The following is an 18,273-nucleotide window of genomic DNA, read 5'->3' on the forward strand; positions in this document are numbered from 1 at the left end:
TCTCCTTATTTCTCTCAATATGTAGATATGCAGATCCAGCTAAACGGACATCCTCATTCCGTCACACTGCATTTTGAGCAGCAAAGCCATCTCTCGGTCTTTGCCTGACTCATGGTGTTACTGTACGTTTTTTTCATTTGAATAACAATAGACAATATAATTGGTATGACCAAAAATTAGGCAAATCTGTTAAAATGCCTAAATATTATTAACATCTTCGCTAAATAACATTTGTTATTTTTGTGCATACTTACTGTTTTCATGATGTTTCTCCACAAAAAAACACCCTGGCAAAGGCAGAAAAAATATTCCGCCCTGCTTCGGGTGTTTTTAATATATCTTATTTCTTTACTACGATATTGATGATCTTCTTCGGTACGTAAATCTCTTTGATGATATTTCCGGAAATCTTATCTGCAACTGCCTTCTTTCCTTCGGCAATCGCATCTTCTTTGGATATCTCTGCCGGAATACTGATAACAGCCTTGGTCTTGCCGTTGATCTGAACCGGAACCTCGATCTCATCATCCTTCATAAGCTCCTCATCGTGAGCCGGCCACTGTGCATGGAAAATAGAATCCTCATGACCAAGCTTCTCCCAGATCTCCTCTGCAATATGAGGAACAAATGGCGCAAGAAGAATGGTAACTGTCTCGATGGTTTCTTTGTCAACAGCACCGTCGTTCTGCTTTGCGATAGCGATCAGCTTGTTTGTGTATTCCATAAATCCGGACACTACAGTATTCAGGCTGAATGCTTCAAGTCTGCTGGTGATATCATATACCATCTTATGACGAGTTTTCTCCATCTCCTTGGTAGCCGGGATATCTTTCTCAATGCTGTCAAGAGCCAGTGTCCAGAAACGTTTCAGGAATCTGGATACACCATCGATTCCTCTGTCATCCCATTCTGCATCCAGTTCCGGCGGTCCTACGAACAGCTCATACATACGTAAGGAATCACATCCGTAATCATTTACAAGATCATCCGGTGAAATAACATTTCCTTTGGATTTGCTCATCTTGATTCCGTTTTTGCCTGTGATCATACCCTGGTTGAACAGCTTAACAAACGGCTCATCGAAATCAATAGCTCCGATATCATACAGGAACTTGGTGTAGAATCTGGAGTACAGAAGATGAAGAACAGCATGCTCTACACCACCGATATACATATCTACCGGCAGATATTTATCAGCTTTCTCTTTGGAAACCAGTTCTTTATTATTCTTACTATCTACATAACGGAGGAAATACCAGGAAGATCCTGCCCACTGAGGCATAGTGTTTGTCTCACGTTTTGCAGGAGCACCACAGCACGGGCATGTGGTATTTACCCACTCGTCAATAGCTGCAAGCGGTGACTCTCCGGTTCCTGTTGGCTGGTAGCTTTCTACCTCTGGAAGTCTTAACGGAAGCTGATCCTCCGGTACCGGTACCGCACCGCATTTCGGGCAGTGTACGATCGGGATTGGCTCACCCCAGTAACGCTGACGGGAGAATACCCAGTCTCTCAGTTTGTAGTTGACAGTCTTACGTCCGATACCCAGCTTCTCGATGATATGCGGTGCTTCCTTCTTCAGTACGGAAGATTCCATTCCGTTCCACTCACCGGAATTGATCATGGTTCCGGAAGCCTCTGTGTAAGCTTCTGTCATATTCTGAATTTCTTTACCGTCTTTTGCGATAACCTGGATGATCGGAATATCAAATTTCTTTGCAAACTCAAAGTCACGGTCATCATGAGCAGGTACACACATGATAGCACCTGTACCATAATCAGCAAGTACATAGTCAGAAAGCCAGATCGGAAGCTTCTCACCGTTCAGCGGATTGATCGCATAAGTACCTGTGAACACACCAGTCTTCTCTTTATCCTGAAGACGGTCTACATTGGATTTCATGGAAGCATCAAAGATATATTTCTCTACAGCCTCTCTTGTCTCGTCTGTTGCAAGAGACTTTGCAAGAGCATGCTCCGGTGCAAGTACCATGAATGTTGCTCCGTGAAGAGTATCCGGTCTTGTTGTATAGACAGTGATCTTCTCTTCTCTTCCCTCAACCGGGAAATCGACCTCTGCGCCGTAGGATTTGCCGATCCAGTCTGTCTGCATCTTTTTAACCTTCTCCGGCCAGTCCAGTTTATCCAGATCACTTAAAAGTCTGTCTGCATATTTTGTGATGCGGAGCATCCACTGACGGAGGTTCTTTTTGGTAACCGGAGTACCACAACGCTCGCAGCATCCGTTTACAACCTCTTCATTTGCAAGACCTGTCTTACAGGAAGGGCACCAGTTGATCGGGAACTCCTTCTCATATGCAAGACCCTCTTTGAACATTTTTACAAAGATCCACTGTGTCCATTTATAGAATTCCGGATCTGTTGTGTTAACCTCCATATCCCAGTCATAGATTGCTGCGATATCGTTGATCTGACGTTTGATATTTTTGATGTTTGCTGCTGTAGATACTGCCGGATGAACACCCATCTTGATAGCATAGTTCTCAGCCGGGAGACCAAAAGCATCCCATCCCATCGGGTGGATCAGGTAATAACCCTGGAGCATTTTATAGCGGCTCCATACATCAGAGATCACATAGCCTCTCCAATGTCCTACATGAAGACCGTTTCCGGACGGATACGGGAACATATCCAGACAGTAGTATTTCGGTTTCTTGCCATCATTGACATTTACCGGCTTTTTCTCCCAGTTTGTGCGCCATTTCGCTTCGATGGCTCTATGGTTATAAGGTGCAGCCATTTTTTTATTCCTCCTGACAAATTACTCAGTATTAATACTTTAATGCTTTCACACACTGCTATTAATTTTAACTACTTATGATGTATTTGTCAAACAGAAATCCAAAAACAGCCCTTTTCCATCAAAATATACATGAACCTGCAATCCTGGCCTGGTTTAGTTGACGCTTCTTTTTTCACATGATATAATTTCCTGCATGTATTTTCCTATATTATACATACATATTTATCTTAGGAGGGAACGCATAAATGAAATCTTTTTATTCCTGGTACCGGAAGCATATTACCGGTGCGATCTTTACAGGACTGATCCTGGGTATCCTCACAGGACTTTTCCTGGCCGGACGGTTTGAACCTGTCCTCACTGTGACCAGTCTGATCGGAAGTATCTACATGAACGCCCTGAACATGATGATTTTTCCCATGGTCTTCTGTTCCATTGTCATTGGGATCTGTTCCATCGGAAACGCACGTACTACCGGCAAGATCACTGCAGCATCCATGATCTATTTTCTCTGCACAACGGCACTTGCCAGCCTGTGCGGACTGATCATCCCGAGACTGATCCATCTCGGAGAGGGAGTCAAATTTGAGATGGCAACGGCAGACATCCAGGCTACAGAAATGAGCAGTATCCTTGATACCCTGAAAAACCTGATCCCTTCCAACCCAATCGCCGCATTTGCTGACGGAAACATGCTCCAGGTTCTGGTGTTTGCCCTGATCATCGGTTTCACACTGATCGCAGTCGGTGAAAAAGGAACTCCATTCCTGAATCTGATTGATTCCGTCAATGAAGTATGCCTGAAGATCATCACAACCATCATGTACTTTACACCCATCGGTGTTTTCTGTACCATCGTACCGGTTGTGGAAGCCAACGGAACTGAAACGATCATTTCCCTTGCAACACAGCTTGTTATTCTGTATGTGGCATTCTTTGGCTTCGCTATTGTAGTGTACGGTCTCTCTGTAAAGCTGATCGGCAAACAGAGTCCGCTGAAATTCCTGAAAGCGATCCTGCCGGCAGCACTGAACGCCTTCGGAACCTGCTCAAGCTCCGCAACCATTCCATTAAGCAAGCAGTGTATGGAAGAAGAAATGGGCGTATCCAACCAGATCACCAGCATCGCCATTCCTCTTGGTGCTACCGTTAATATGGATGCTGTATCTATCCTGATGTCCTTTATGATCATGTTCTTTGCAAACGCCTGCGGAATCCATGTAAGTATTCCTCTTATGATCATTATCCTTCTTGCAAACGTACTGCTTTCCGTTGGTACTCCAGGTGTTCCCGGTGGCGCTATCGCATCTTTCGCAGCACTGGCAACTATGGCCGGACTTCCTGCCGGAGTTCTTGGCGTTTATATCAGCATCAATACCCTCTGTGATATGGGCGCCACCTGCGTCAATGTTATCGGTGACATGGCATGCTGCTCTGTACTGAAAAATGTTATCAAGATTGAGGAAGAAGCATAAACAGATTTTTCTGAAGTGTTATTTAAACAGAACGCAAATTACTTTACATAAGATATTTTATGTAAATCAATAGCAGAAAAGCCGTAAGATATATGTTTAAGAAACTTTCACATATACTTACGGCTTTTCTGTTTATCAACTGTTCACATCCTATATTCTTTATAATGTCTAACGTAAATGATGTAACACAGAAATTTATATTTCATTTTGCTGACTTTATTTTTTCAGAACACGGTAATTTTCTTCTCTGTCGTAATCCTTATGGATTCCATCGTCTTCATATAAGGCATACTCCGCACCTTCATATCCGAGAAGCTGCATATTTTTTGTATCCAGAGCTGCCACACATTCCGCTGCTTCTGCAACCGGAATACATTTCCCCTTCCGGATAAACAGCGGGATCTCATTCAGTGCCACTTCCACATAATGTACACCTTTTCCCAGAATCTCCTCTGCAATGGTTCCGTCCGGAAGGAATTTCACAAATTTCATCTCCTCCGGAAGATATACATAACGGCCTCTTGCGTTCTGTTCATAAACCGGAGCGATCATGATCTCATTTCCAAGAAGCAGCTGGTCCTCCACATGTACGGCAATCTTATCCTCCGGGTAAACAAAGCCTAACGGCCGGAAATACATATCATCGTTCAGAGCAGCCTTCATATATTCACTGTAAAGATATGGAATAAGACGATATCTTACACCGATCACATGGCGGAAATCCTCCACATTTTCGAACTGGTAGCATTCCTGCTCTCTGGTACCAATCGCTGTATGATCACGCATCAGCGGTGTGAATACTCCAAGCGCCAGGAAACGAAGCAGCAGTTCTCTTGTTGTATCAGCGCCAAATCCGCCCAAATCTGCTCCCGCATACAGGAAACCACACATATTCAGAGATGGCATCATCTTCAAGTTCAAAAGGATATGAGCCCACCAGGATTTATTATCGCCGGTCCAGATTCCTCCGTAGCGATGCATACCAATATAAGATGATCTGGAAAACATCAGAAAACGTTTTTCCGGATCGATCCGTTCAAAAGCCTCCCCTGCTGCTCTGGTCATATTGTAGCCAAACAGGTTATGGACTTTGTCATGGCGGATCTTTCTGCCATCCACATTATGGTAAAATCTCCGATAATCTTCAGGATTGTTTGCTGCATTGCGAAGTGCGCTCTGCATCTTCCAGATATGGATCTTTCCTTCCGTATCTTTTGCAAATTCTCCTGCAAGCTCTTTGACCTCGTTCATTCCCTCTGTGGAATAGAAGATCGCCGGCTCGTTCATATCGTTCCAGAAACCGTCGATTCCCTTCTCGATCAGGAAACGGTATTTGTCACCGAACCATTTTCTGGCATCTTTGTTCAATACATCCGGAAAATGAGTATCACCCGGCCATACAGCAGCTACAAAATCACTGCCGTCCTCTCTCTGGCAGAAGTAGCGGTTTTTGACACCCTCCTCATAAACATCGTATCCCGGCTCTACCTTGACGCCGGCATCGATGATCGGGATCAGACGGATATCCTGATTCTTCAGTTCCTTTACGAATCCCGGAAAATCCTGAAAATTCTCTTCACTTAATGTAAAGTCCTTATAAGACTGCATATAATCGATATCCATATAGATCATATCAATAGGAATATGATTTTCACGATATCCGGCTGCAACCTTCCGGAAATCCTCTTTTGTAGTATAGCCCCATCTGCTCTGGCCAAATCCAAAGGCAAATTTCGGCGGGATATAGCTTCTTCCGATCACATGACGGAACTGCTTTACAATATCATAGGGACTCTCCCCTTCGATCACATAAAGCTTCAGGTCTGCATTTTCGCAGGTTACCTTCATGGTATCCATTCTGGTATAGCCAATGTCAAAGGTGATCGCTGCCGGATAGTCAAAAAACATTCCAAAGGTTTCTTTTCCGGACACAATGATAAGATTATGTGCACCGTACAGGGAATGTTTATCCTCTGTATGCTCCGGATCATCGGTACAGTTACTGGTGTAAATGAATCCTCTCTTGTTGATACCGCGGTTGGATTCTCCCAATCCATAAACGATATCCTCTTCATCCATGATATAAGTAAAAGAAAATCCATCTTCTGCACAGATTTCTCCATATCCTGGCTTTCCTTCTGCTGTCTCAATGTTTTCTGTCAGTGCCTCAGTCTCAAAGGGCTCTCCATATACATATTTTTTTATCATTTTTCCCTCTCCTGTTACAGCTTTCTGTAAAGAACAAATGCCTCATAAGGTTTCATGAGCACTTTCTTTTCAAAATCCTTTCTTCCAAGATTTGTGATCAGACATTCTGCATTTTTCTGAAATTCTTCCGGAATTTCCATTTCTGCCACATGCTCACTGAAATTGCAGACTGTGAGAAGCTTCTCTCCCTCAAGGGTTCTGGTATATGCAAAAATCTGATCATGATCTCTGTAAAGTGCCTCAAAAGTGCCGTAAACGATCACCGGTTTTTCTTTTCTTAAACGGATCAGCTTCTGATAATAATGGAAAATAGAATCCGGGTCTGAAAGCTGCTGCTTCGCATTGATCTCCTTATAATTGGAGTTTACCCTGATCCATGGCGTTCCCTCCGTAAAGCCGGCCTGATGAGAATCCTCCCACTGCATTGGTGTTCTGGCATTGTCACGTCCTCTCAGCATCAGGCACTTCATCATGTATTCCGGTGTATAAATACCTGCTTCTGTATATTCATGGAAATACTGAATGCTCTCGATATCGCGATAATCCTTAAGCTCTGTAAAATAAGCATTGGTCATTCCAAGCTCTTCTCCCTGATAAACATAAGGAGTTCCCTGCATCATATGAAGACAGGTTGCCAGCATCTTGGCTGAAGTTTCCCTATATGCCGGATTATCATTTCCAAATCTGGAAACACTTCTTGGCTGGTCATGATTTCCAAGAAACAAACTGTTCCATGCTTTTCCCGCAAGCTCTTCCTGCCATTTGATCATAACCTTTTTAAATTCCTGGAAATCGTATTTCTCGGTAGTCCATTTACCATGTTCTGATCCCTGTCCCTCTACATGCTCAAACTGAAACACCATGTTCAGCTCATTCCTGTCCTCACCTGCATATTTCTGTGCCTCTTCGATAGTCACACCGGAGGTTTCTCCAACTGTCATCACATCGTATCGGGATAAAACCTCTCTGTTCATTTCCTGAAGAAACTCATGGATCCTCGGGCCATGGACGCAGTAAGGACCGAAATCACCGTATAATCCTCCGTTCATTTCTCCATCCGGATATGACTGATCCTTGGAGATCATGCTGATCACGTCCATTCGGAAACCGTCGATTCCTTTTTCACACCAGAAATTCATCATATCATAAACTTCCTGACGGACCTTTTCATTTTCCCAGTTCAGATCCGGCTGTTTTCTGGAAAACAGGTGAAGATAATACATCTCTGTCTGAGGATCATACTCCCATGCAGGTCCTCCGAATACACTTCCCCAGTTATTCGGTTCTTTTCCATTCACCGGCTCTCTCCAGATATAGTAATCCCTGTAAGGATTATCTTTGGATTTCCTGCTTTCAATAAACCAGTTGTGTTCGTCGGAAGTATGGTTTACGACCAGATCCATGAGGATCTTAATGCCCCGTTTATGCGCTTCTTCAAGAAGTTTTTCATAATCCTCCATGGTTCCATATTCTTTATAGATCCTACGATAATCGGAAATATCATAGCCATTGTCATCCTGCGGAGATTCCAGCATGGGTGAGATCCAGAGAACATTTACTCCCAGTTCTTTCAGATAGTCCAGTTTTTCTATAATCCCGGGAATATCACCAATTCCGTCTCCGTTGCTGTCCTTAAAACTTCTCGGGTAGATCTGATATACCACACTTTCTTTCCACCAACTTTTTTTCATGATAAATGGCCTCCTTTTTCTGTTGATTCTGAAATCAGCATATCCTATCCACCCTTTAAAATCAACAGGTTTCTCGTGAAACTTAAATTACTGCCAAACTTTTCTGTTTTTTTTATGCAGTTTTAACAATAAAGCACTGCTGTCCGGCGAAAGAATTCCCACCACATTCCGGAAAGGCGCCAGGAAAAGTCATCACAACATAAAAAAAAGAGATCCTGCTACTCTTTTACAGAATCTCTCTTTACAAGCCAGACAGGGCTTTTTACATTTTTTTCAGCAGGTTCCTTTCCCTCTGCCATAAGAAGCAGCTTCCGCAGGGCCAGAACTGCTTTCTGATGAATATCCTGATGAATAGTGGTCAGCTTTGGCCTGACGATCTGCGCATAAAAATTATCATCAAAGCCGGTAATGGAAATCTGATCCGGAATCCGGATTCCCTTGTCTGTAAAAAAATTGATGGCCTCCACAGCTGTGTAATCCGAAGAAAATGCCAGTGCTTTTGTCTCCAGAAAATGAGGCAGCAGCTCTTCATATTTTTTCAGTCTGCGCCGGGGTTCCTGGGGAACCACCACATAGCGGGAGCGGCTGCAGAAGCCACCATTTTTTTCCATAGCCTGTTTGAATCCAAGCCATCTGGCATAATCACTGTCCTGCTCTGTTTCCGCAACAAAAAGTGCCCGGTGGTATCCACAGGAATACAGATATTCCCCAATCTGATATCCGCCGGAATAATCATCCACTCCTACATTCTGAAAGCTATATCCGCCCTTCGGATAGGCATCGATCAATACCATTTTTTTATTCAGCTTTCTGGAAAGCTGATGATACTGTTCTTCGTTATACCCTATAATGATAAGACCTTCCACATTCCAACGGGATGCCATATCTACCACATTATCGATCCGTTCACCGCCAATGAGCATAATATAATAGCCTCTGTTTTCTGCTTCGACCTGCAGCGTTCCTGTGATCTCTCCCACAAAAGAATCCTGCAGAGACTGCATACCATGAATGAAGGAAAAACCAAGAACCACTCCAATGATCCTTGAGCCGTGTCCTGATAGCATCACAGATCCCATGTGGGGAACATAATTCTGCTCCTTCAGGATCGCCGTGATCCGGTCAATGGTGCTCTGTGAAACCCGTTTTGTATTTCCATTGATCACATTAGATACGGTTGTACGACTGACACCTGCCATATCCGCGATATCCTGCAGCCTTATCATTTCATTGAATACTGCATCAGCTCATAATGAAGCTCACAGCCCTCATAGATTTCTGCCGGAAGTAATGCTCTGGCAACCACTTTCAGTTCCTCCTCCGGCTGATCCACACGCTTCAGATGTGCATAATCTCCGTCAATCTGTTCCACGATATAATCACATACTAACATTTTTTTGTCCTCTCTCTTTTCTTTTTGCTCATGCTTCAATAACCTGTATGAGCACAATTCGTTTCTCTGACTGCTTATTTTCAAATGCACCTAAAAACAGGCTACAGCAAATGCTGCAGCCTGTCAACTCTTTATTCTGCCTTAAAGGATCTCTCTGTTTATTCGTCAGCACTGTCAATCTTGCTTGCGCGTGCCGCGATCTCTTTCTCCTGGATATCATTAGGAGCCTGCTCATAGCGTGCAAATTCATAGGAGAAATCTCCGCTTCCACCGGTCATGGAACGAAGGACTGTGGAATAACCATAAATCTCAAGAAGAGGAACATCTGCCTCAATGATGGTATTTCCTTCGTGATCCGGATTCATTCCGAGAACACGACCACGTCTCTTGTTCAGATCTCCCATAACATCACCGGTATATTTATCCGGAACTGTAACCTTCATGGAGATGATCGGCTCAAGAAGCACAGGAGAAGCTTCCATAAAGCCCTTCTTGAAGGCAAGGATAGTTGCCATCTTAAATGCCATCTCAGAAGAATCTACCGGATGATAAGATCCATCGTAAAGGGTTGCCTTCACACCAACGACTGGATATGCAGCCAGAGGTCCCTTCAGAACACATTCCTGAAGTCCCTTCTCAACAGCCGGGAAGTAGTTCTTCGGAACTGCACCACCTACAACTACCTGTTCAAATACATAAGGTGTCTCCAGATCACCAGATGGCTCAAAGCGCATCTTAACGTGGCCATACTGTCCGTGTCCGCCGGACTGTTTCTTATGTTTGCCTTCCACATCTGAATTCTTACGAAGTGTTTCACGGAACGGAACCTTCGGTTTGGAAAGCTCCACATCCACTTTATAGCGCTCCTTCAGCTTGCTGACAACGATATCCAGATGCTGATCACCCATACCGTAGATCAGACTCTGACGGTTTGCACTGTCATTGACAACCTTCAGTGTTCTGTCCTCTGTCATCATCTTGGCAAGGGACTGTGCGATCTTATCCTCGTCACCCTTCTTCACTGCCTTAAATCTCTTGTATGTATATGGCGTGGAAAGTATAGCCTTTGGATAAAGGATCGGATTCGCCTTGGTTGCAAGGCTGTCACCGGTCTGTACACTGCCAAGTTTGGCGATGGCACCGATATCCCCTGCAAAAAGCTCCGGAACTTCGATCGGTTTGGAACCTTCCATGACATAAAGCTTGTTTACACGCTCCTCTGTTCCCTTCTCTACATTAAGAAGTGTATCATCGGATTTCAGCACACCGGAGCATACCTTGATCAGAGAATATTTACCAAGGAACGGATCTGCGATGGTCTTAAATACATAGGCAGATTTTGCCTTGGCAAAGTCATAATTGGCCTCAAAGATCTCGTTAGTCTTCTGTGCGATACCATTGCAGGAACGTCCGCTTGGGCTTGGGAAGTAACCGCAGATATCATCCAGAAGGTTAGATACACCGCGAAGGTTCACCGGTGATCCCATGCATACCGGAACAATACTTCCATCCTGTACATTGGTTGCAATAGCTGCGGAAATCTCTGCTACGGAAAAGGTATCTCCCTCGAAATAACGGTCCATAAACTCTTCGCTTGTCTCTGCAACAGACTCCATCAGAGTTTCATGATATTTCTCAAGATATTCTGTCAGATAATCCGGAACCGGGCATTCTTCCTTGCCGGCCTTGTCAATATATCTTCTTCCTGCCTGCTTCACAACATTGACATAACCTACAAACTTACCATCCTCACGGATTGGGAAATGAAGAGGAGCGATTCTCTTACCGTACAGCTCTGTCAGCTCTTCCACGACCTCACGATAGCTGACATCATCCACGTCCATATCTGTAACAAAGATCATTCGCGGAAGCTTATATTTCTCGCAGAGATTCCATGCTTTCTGTGTTCCTACCTGGACACCGGCCTTACCGGAAACAACGATGATCGCTGCATCTGCGGCGCTGACTGCCTCCTCAACTTCTCCCACAAAATCGAAGTATCCGGGAGTATCCAGTACATTTACCTTCATCTTGTCCCATGGTACCGGGATCAGAGAAGTTGTGATGGAAAAATGTCTCTTTATTTCTTCCTTGTCATAATCGCTGACAGTATTGCCATCCTCAACACGTCCGAGTCTGCTCGTCATACCTGCCAGATAAGCCATTGCCTCAGCCAGTGTTGTTTTGCCTGCGCCACCATGACCTAATAGGACTACATTTCTGATTCGGTCTGTTCTGAAAACGTCCATATGTAATACCTCCCTGTTTGTCTTACTTAATATGTTCATATTTTACTAAATTTCCATGCAAATTTCAAGTATTTTATTCAATTTTGACAACTTTTTTTCAGAAAATTTTTCGCATTACCGTCAATTAATACAGAACAGTCGTCTTTCTTTCAGAATTTCCGGTTTACATACTTTTTCACGGCATCCACAGAACGGTTCAGTACCAGCTCTTCCGGAAAATCCAGTTTGGTCAGAAGGTCTCTGGCAAGATCAAACTCCCCGATCAGAAGGTCAAAATGGGCATCACTGTCCATAACCACAGGTACCCGATATTTTTTGCAGTATTCCAGCATGATGGTATCATTCTCCACTGCATTCTCACGGTTACAGTCAGGGTCCATGGAGTGGTTGTTCAGTTCCAGGACTTTACCGTATTCTCTGGCTCCCTGTACAAGCGCCTCATAATCGATATCGTATCTTCCGTCATCCGGATGTCCGATGATATTGACACACGGATTCTTCATAGCATTAAGATAGGCCTCCGTATTCTCCTGCCTGCTGCCTGGTCTGATGCATGGAACATGAAGACTTGCAATGACCACGTCCAGCTTCTCCAGGGTTTTCTGCTCAAGATCTACCGTTCCCGCCGCATCCAGGATATTCACCTCCGAACCCAGAAGCAGCTGGATCCCATACATTTCACGGGGTACTACCTTTATATTCTGAAAATAAAACTTATGACAGGTTCCCGGCATTTTCGGTGCATGCTCTGTGATCCCCAGGAGTTCAAGACCTTTATCGGAAGCAGCCCTGGCCATCTCGCGAAGTGTGCAGTATGCATGTCCGCTGGCTACGGTGTGTGTGTGAAGATCCATTACTGACTGATATTTCATGCTAAATTCTCCTCTGTATCTTATATTGTTTTTTCTTATTATATTATACGTCCGAAATCTCTGATTTCTCAAGCCTTTTTCTATTGTTACTGTTCACTCCGTTCTCAGCAACACGCTTCGCGATGCACAGAATTTATGCTAATCGCATAAATTCGCGCGGTATGTCTCGGGTTTTCCGTGACCTTCGCTCACAAAAAACACCTCGCGGAATATTACCAATGAACAGTAACTTTCTATTACTCTTCCCTGTTCGCAAAACATTACGGTAAACAGCTATAAAAATGGCCTTCCTGTTTCCTCTAACATTTGTTGACATTTTTTACACTTTCTTTTACAATATAGCCGTGATTTACACTATTAAAGAATAAAAGTAAAAAGTAACCTGAAAGGACTCTGAAGTACTATGAAAACCATAGGTTTTATCGGCCTTGGACTGATCGGCGGCTCCATTGCCAAAACCATACGAAAATTTCACCCGGATTATCGCCTGATTGCCTTTGACAAAGACAGAAGCGCTCTGGCAGAGGCGGTCAGTTTAAACGTGATCAACGGGATCTGTGATATTGAAGATGAACAGTTATATAACTGTGATTATCTTTTTCTCTGCGCACCTGTAGAATTCAATGTGGAATACATGGAAAAGATCAAAGCTTCTCTTGGAGAGAACTGTATCCTCACAGATGTAGGCAGTGTAAAAAACATTATCCACGAGAAAGTAACCGAGCTCGGACTTGAAGGACGCTTCATCGGCGGTCATCCAATGGCAGGCTCCGAACGCAGCGGTTTTTCCAATTCCAGTGATCATCTTCTGGAAAATGCTTACTATATCATCACTCCGGGAGGAGAAGTTGCTTTGGAAAAGATTTCTGATTTCACAGAACTGATCTCCTCTCTTGGTGCGATCCCCCTTGTTATCACTGCAGAAGAACATGATTTCATCACGGCAGGAGTCAGTCACCTTCCTCATATTGTAGCCTCCGCTCTCGTAAATCTTGTAAATCTTCTGGATAATGACGCCCAGTATATGAAAATGATCGCAGCCGGCGGTTTCCGTGATATCACACGTATTGCCTCTTCTTCACCTGTTATGTGGGAACAGATCTGTCTGGAAAATCAGAAAAACATTTCCACGGTTCTGGATGAATTTATCCGTATGCTGATCCAGATCCGCTGTTCCATTGACAACAAAGAAGCTGACAACATCTTTGACATGTTTGCAAGCTCCAAGGATTACCGTGACTCCATTGACATTATAGACAACAGCTTGATTCCCCGCTCCTATGTCCTTTATATTGATGTGGCAGATGAGGCCGGTGCTATTGCAACCATTGCAACCATCCTTGCAACAGAAAAGGTCAACATCAAAAATATCGGTATTATCCACAACCGAGAATTTGAAGATGGCGTTCTGAAGATCGAATTTTATACAGACGCAGCCCTGGAGCAGGCTAAAGTGCTTCTTACAAAACGTAATTACAAGATCTGCGAACGCTGATATATAAACGGCAGCAGATATCCGATCTGCTGCCATGTATTTCAAAAATAACAATACAGGCAGGTACTAATATGGAAATCAAAAAAGCTAAAAAATTATCCGGCTCTCTCGCCATTCCCGGAGATAAATCCATTTCTCACAGAGCTGTCATGTTCGGCTCTCTTGCAGAAGGCACTACCAGGATCACAAATTTTCTGGAGGGTGCAGACTGTCTCTCCACTATTTCCTGTTTCCGGAAAATGGGTATTAACATTGAAAATACAGAAGGAGAGATCCTGGTCCACGGAAAAGGTCTGCATGGTCTCAGTGCTCCGTCAGAGACTCTTGATGTTGGCAACAGCGGCACTACCACCCGTCTCATCTCCGGGATCCTTGCAGGACAGAACTTTGTATCAGAGCTTACCGGCGATGCTTCCATCCAGAAACGCCCTATGAAACGGATCATGACTCCGCTTTCCCAAATGGGTGCTGATATCATAAGTCTCAACGGAAACGGATGTGCACCGCTTAAGATCTCCGGAAAAAAGCTCCATGCCATCCACTACAATTCTCCGGTAGCATCTGCCCAGGTAAAATCCTGCGTACTTCTTGCCGGAATGTACTCTGACGGCATTACTCGTGTAACAGAACCGGTCCTTTCCAGAAATCACACGGAGATCATGCTGAATTACTTTGGCGCCGATGTAACCTCAGAGGGAACAACAGCATCCATCAAACCGGATCCATCTCTTTACGGACGTGAGCTCCTGGTTCCGGGGGATATCTCTTCTGCAGCTTATTTTATCGCAGCTGGTCTTCTTGTTCCCAACAGTGAGATCCTTCTGAAAAATGTGGGAATCAACCCGACCCGTGACGGCATCCTTCGTGTATGCAGGGCCATGGGAGCAGATATCACTCTTCTCAACAAGACCACAGAGGGCGAACCTACTGCCGATCTTCTGATCCGCTCCTCTGCTCTTCACGGGACCACGATAGAAGGTGCGATCATTCCTACTCTGATCGATGAACTTCCGATGATCGCCGTTATGGCAGCTTTTGCAGAAGGAACCACGGTTATCCGGGATGCACAGGAGCTTCGTGTCAAAGAGTCCGACCGCATCCAGGTTATGACAGAAAATCTTCGGAAAATGGGCGCAGATATCCAGGCAACCGAAGATGGCATGATCATTCATGGTGGAAAAGCCCTTCATGGCGCAGAGATCGATTCTCATCTGGATCACCGTGTAGCTATGTCTTTTGCAGTAGCAGGACTGCTTTGTGAGGGAGCACTTTCCATCAAAAACGGAGAATGTGTCAACATCTCCTATCCGGAATTCTATTCCGATCTTTATAGTCTGGCAGAATAATTGTCTTTTATCCAGACAGAGAGCATTTTCATGTATCACAACATCTGTTCCATCAGATGACAATGCATAAAATGCTCTCTTTTTTTGTATTTCGTATAATTTTTATTTATTATGGATACTATAATCCCAAAACAAAACCATTTTTTTGATAAATTTTATTGCTTTTCCCACTTTCCAAATTCCTACTATTATGGTATTATTTTTTCGGAAAATAATTATTTCCAGAGAGGAGCAACGATTATGAAAATTTTGTTTTATGACACCAAGAGCTACGATAGGGATTTTTTTGAGAAGCTGCTTCCATCTTATCCAGGTATTGAAATTAAATTCATTGAAGCAAATATCCATGAAGAAACCGCAGCTCTTGCCCACGGCTACGATGCCATCTGTGCATTTGTAAATGCAGATCTCGGCGCACCGGTCATTGAGGAGCTTCACCGCCAGGGTGTAAAACTGATCCTGATGCGCTGTGCCGGATACAATAATGTTGATCTGGAAACTACAGCAAAATGTGGGATCCAGGTGGCACGTGTTCCCGGTTATTCTCCGGAAGCAGTTGCCGAACACGCCATGGCACTGGCCCTTACCGCCAACCGGCACACCCATAAGGCATATATCAAATGCCGTGAAAATAACTTTGCACTGAACGGTCTCATGGGCGTTAACTTTTATCAGAAAACTGCCGGCATCATCGGCACCGGAAAAATCGGTCAGGCAATGGCAAAAATCTGTCGCGGCTTTGGCATGAAAGTAATTGCTTATGATCTTTTCCCTAATAAAAATCTTGACTTTCTGGAGTATGTTTCACTGGACGAACTCCTTTCCACCAGTGATCTGATCAGTCTGCACTGTCCGATGACTCCGGAAACAGAGCATCTGATCAACTCCGAAACTATTGCAAAAATGAAAGATGGTGTGATCCTTGTAAATACCTCCAGAGGTGGACTGATCAAAACAGATGATCTGATCGCAGGTATCCGTGATCACAAATTCTTCGCTGTTGGTCTGGATGTTTACGAAGAAGAATCCGCATATGTATATGAAGACATGTCAAGCAGCATTCTTCCTACTTCCACGATCCAGCGTCTTCTGTCCTTCCCAAATGTGACCATGACCTCACATCAGGGATTCTTTACGGTAGAAGCACTGACCAATATTGCGGAGACAACCCTGGAAAACGCAAAAGCTTTTATGGATGGAGCTGAAATGAAGAATCTGGTCCACTGATCATTCTCAGCCCTGACACGCAAAATCCCCCGGATACTGATCGTTTATCTGTATCCGGGGGTCTTATTTTGTTCTTTTGGTTTTAATAGATCTCGTCAAAAGACTGTCCGTCATCGTCTGTGTAATAAATGCGCTTTGCATCCTGAGTAAAGATCAGCTTCTGTTTCCCTGCATCATCAAGGCTGCACTGCTGATAGGTGACACCCTCCTCTACCGGAAGCATACTGTCTGCATTATCATAGTCTGCAGCAGTCAGATTGGAGGGTACATGGCCATACTCATAAATGTACTGGGCCACTTCATCTTTATCTGTATAAGTGCCATTTTCATCCAGTTTCTTTTTGCTCTGCGAGTCTGCTGCATCCGATGAAGCGGCCCCATCTGTATCTCCTGATCCTGCAGCACCTTCAGAATCCTGCAGCTGCTCCAGGTCGCTTTCATCAGCTACTGCCATCTCACCATCACCATTCTGGTCCATGGCTTCCACTTCATCCTCACTCAGAGGTTCCAGGTCATCCTGAAAAGCGGATTCGTCATATTTTTCCTTATTTTTGCAGCCTCCCAGCATAACCGCCACCCCGGCAATCACCAGAATAAAATATCTGAACTTTTTCATGGATCAATCTCCTTTCATGGAATATCGTTCTCGTAAAAGTGAAATTTCTCTTTTCCATCCTTCATCATCATTTGGTGTCTCCAGAATAAAGGGGATTCCCTCAAGAGCCGGATGGCACACCACATTCACAAGTGCATCCAGGCCGATCTGACCTTCGCCGATCTTTGCATGACGATCCTTATGACTGCCCAGTCCATTTATACTGTCGTTAAGATGAACAGCCTTCAATCTGGAAAGGCCGATCACCTGGTCAAACTCATCAAGAACACCATCCAGATCATGGACAATGTCATAACCGCCATCCCATACATGACAGGTATCCAGACAAACACCCAGTTTATTATTTTTTTCCACCCTGTCAATGATATCACGAAGCTCCTGAAATGTTGCTCCTACTTCCGAACCCTTGCCGGACATGGTTTCCAGAAGGACGATCGTACTCTGTTCTTCTGTAAGGACATCATTGAGGATTTCCGAAATTTTGGCAATTCCCGTCTCAGTTCCCTGTCCTACATGACTGCCCGGGTGAAAATTATAATAATTTCCCGGCGTATATTCCATGCGTTTCAGATCATCTGCCATAATCTCTCTTGCAAAATCTCTCAGATTTTCTTTTGCGGCACAGGCATTCATGGTATACGGTGCATGTGCCACCAGCTTTCCAAAATGATTTTCCCCGGAAAGCTTCAGAAATCTTTCCACATCTACGGGATCGATCTCTTTTGCCTTGCCTCCTCTGGGATTGCGGGTAAAAAAAGCGAACGTATTTCCGCCGTTTTTCAGCATCTGACGTCCCATGGCGGCATAGCCTTTGGACGAACTTGTATGATTTCCGATATATAATACCATGTCAGCACCATCTCCCTGTAGTTTATATTTCTGCCTTCTGGCTTAACTATTATATCAAAAACTTCTTTTTCTGAAAAGTCCGCGATTC

General features: G+C 44.2%; 13 protein-coding genes. 4 read left to right on the forward strand and 9 right to left on the reverse strand.

Annotated elements, in window-relative coordinates:
• Positions 1–340: 340 nt before the first annotated feature.
• Positions 341–2,761: a leucine--tRNA ligase gene (gene leuS / locus DWX61_RS08555; RefSeq protein ID WP_118515389.1), complete on the reverse strand. Its 2,421-nt coding sequence runs from the start codon at positions 2,759–2,761 to the stop codon at positions 341–343.
• Positions 2,762–3,009: 248 nt separating this feature from the next.
• On the opposite strand from leuS, the gene DWX61_RS08560 reads away from it, so the two are divergent.
• Positions 3,010–4,239 (forward strand): dicarboxylate/amino acid:cation symporter, encoded by a 1,230-nt coding sequence (locus DWX61_RS08560; RefSeq protein WP_118624826.1) that lies wholly within the window; start codon positions 3,010–3,012, stop codon positions 4,237–4,239.
• 216 nt (positions 4,240–4,455) lie between these two features.
• Here DWX61_RS08560 and DWX61_RS08565 read toward each other — a convergent pair whose 3' ends face one another.
• From DWX61_RS08565 to DWX61_RS08590, 6 genes are all read right to left on the reverse strand, one after another.
• Positions 4,456–6,447, reverse strand: coding sequence for a glycoside hydrolase family 31 protein (locus tag DWX61_RS08565; RefSeq protein WP_118624828.1), 1,992 nt, complete (start codon positions 6,445–6,447; stop codon positions 4,456–4,458).
• 14 nt (positions 6,448–6,461) lie between these two features.
• Positions 6,462–8,138: a glycoside hydrolase family 13 protein gene (locus DWX61_RS08570; RefSeq protein ID WP_118624830.1), complete on the reverse strand. Its 1,677-nt coding sequence runs from the start codon at positions 8,136–8,138 to the stop codon at positions 6,462–6,464.
• A gap of 218 nt (positions 8,139–8,356) precedes the next feature.
• Complete coding sequence (locus DWX61_RS08575; RefSeq protein ID WP_118515381.1) at positions 8,357–9,364, reverse strand: LacI family DNA-binding transcriptional regulator; 1,008 nt, start codon at positions 9,362–9,364, stop codon at positions 8,357–8,359.
• Entirely contained in the window at positions 9,361–9,531 is a 171-nt protein-coding gene (locus tag DWX61_RS08580) for a hypothetical protein (RefSeq protein WP_015525206.1), read from the reverse strand. The genes DWX61_RS08575 and DWX61_RS08580 overlap by 4 nt, the downstream gene beginning before the upstream one ends.
• Before the next feature lie 158 nt (positions 9,532–9,689).
• Positions 9,690–11,780, reverse strand: a complete 2,091-nt coding sequence (locus DWX61_RS08585) for an elongation factor G (protein WP_110103913.1) — start codon at positions 11,778–11,780, stop codon at positions 9,690–9,692.
• 149 nt (positions 11,781–11,929) lie between these two features.
• Positions 11,930–12,652, reverse strand: a complete 723-nt coding sequence (locus DWX61_RS08590; protein WP_110103914.1) for a phosphatase — start codon at positions 12,650–12,652, stop codon at positions 11,930–11,932.
• Between the two features lie 403 nt (positions 12,653–13,055).
• On the opposite strand from DWX61_RS08590, the gene DWX61_RS08595 reads away from it, so the two are divergent.
• The 3 genes from DWX61_RS08595 to DWX61_RS08605 all read left to right on the forward strand — a co-directional run bounded on the left by DWX61_RS08595 (position 13,056) and on the right by DWX61_RS08605 (position 16,720).
• Positions 13,056–14,147: a prephenate dehydrogenase gene (locus tag DWX61_RS08595; protein ID WP_118624832.1), complete on the forward strand. Its 1,092-nt coding sequence runs from the start codon at positions 13,056–13,058 to the stop codon at positions 14,145–14,147.
• Positions 14,148–14,218: 71 nt separating this feature from the next.
• On the forward strand, positions 14,219–15,493 hold the full coding sequence (aroA, locus tag DWX61_RS08600; protein WP_118624834.1) for a 3-phosphoshikimate 1-carboxyvinyltransferase: 1,275 nt from the start codon (positions 14,219–14,221) through the stop codon (positions 15,491–15,493).
• A gap of 240 nt (positions 15,494–15,733) precedes the next feature.
• Entirely contained in the window at positions 15,734–16,720 is a 987-nt protein-coding gene (locus DWX61_RS08605; RefSeq protein WP_110104269.1) for a 2-hydroxyacid dehydrogenase, read from the forward strand.
• Between the two features lie 82 nt (positions 16,721–16,802).
• Here the strand turns inward: DWX61_RS08605 and DWX61_RS08610 are convergent, their stop codons facing one another.
• A complete protein-coding gene (locus tag DWX61_RS08610; RefSeq protein ID WP_118624836.1) occupies positions 16,803–17,336 on the reverse strand; it encodes a ribonuclease domain-containing protein in 534 nt (177 codons plus the stop codon).
• Between the two features lie 3 nt (positions 17,337–17,339).
• Entirely contained in the window at positions 17,340–18,185 is an 846-nt protein-coding gene (locus DWX61_RS08615) for a deoxyribonuclease IV (RefSeq protein WP_110104267.1), read from the reverse strand.
• Positions 18,186–18,273 lie beyond the last annotated feature (88 nt).

Origin of the sequence: Ruminococcus sp. AF20-12LB, from assembly GCF_003478985.1 — a bacterium.
Lineage (GTDB): Bacteria > Bacillota > Clostridia > Lachnospirales > Lachnospiraceae > Blautia_A.

Excerpts from the sequence above, each read along its gene's own strand:
- leuS (WP_118515389.1), bottom strand. The coding sequence starts at position 2,761 with ATGGCTGCACCTTATAACCATAGAGCCATCGAAGCGAAATGGCGCACA.
- DWX61_RS08560 (WP_118624826.1), top strand. The coding sequence starts at position 3,010 with ATGAAATCTTTTTATTCCTGGTACCGGAAGCATATTACCGGTGCGATC.
- DWX61_RS08565 (WP_118624828.1), bottom strand. The coding sequence starts at position 6,447 with ATGATAAAAAAATATGTATATGGAGAGCCCTTTGAGACTGAGGCACTG.
- DWX61_RS08570 (WP_118624830.1), bottom strand. The coding sequence starts at position 8,138 with ATGAAAAAAAGTTGGTGGAAAGAAAGTGTGGTATATCAGATCTACCCG.
- DWX61_RS08575 (WP_118515381.1), bottom strand. The coding sequence starts at position 9,364 with ATGATAAGGCTGCAGGATATCGCGGATATGGCAGGTGTCAGTCGTACA.
- DWX61_RS08580 (WP_015525206.1), bottom strand. The coding sequence starts at position 9,531 with ATGTTAGTATGTGATTATATCGTGGAACAGATTGACGGAGATTATGCA.
- DWX61_RS08585 (WP_110103913.1), bottom strand. The coding sequence starts at position 11,780 with ATGGACGTTTTCAGAACAGACCGAATCAGAAATGTAGTCCTATTAGGT.
- DWX61_RS08590 (WP_110103914.1), bottom strand. The coding sequence starts at position 12,652 with ATGAAATATCAGTCAGTAATGGATCTTCACACACACACCGTAGCCAGC.
- DWX61_RS08595 (WP_118624832.1), top strand. The coding sequence starts at position 13,056 with ATGAAAACCATAGGTTTTATCGGCCTTGGACTGATCGGCGGCTCCATT.
- aroA (WP_118624834.1), top strand. The coding sequence starts at position 14,219 with ATGGAAATCAAAAAAGCTAAAAAATTATCCGGCTCTCTCGCCATTCCC.
- DWX61_RS08605 (WP_110104269.1), top strand. The coding sequence starts at position 15,734 with ATGAAAATTTTGTTTTATGACACCAAGAGCTACGATAGGGATTTTTTT.
- DWX61_RS08610 (WP_118624836.1), bottom strand. The coding sequence starts at position 17,336 with ATGAAAAAGTTCAGATATTTTATTCTGGTGATTGCCGGGGTGGCGGTT.
- DWX61_RS08615 (WP_110104267.1), bottom strand. The coding sequence starts at position 18,185 with ATGGTATTATATATCGGAAATCATACAAGTTCGTCCAAAGGCTATGCC.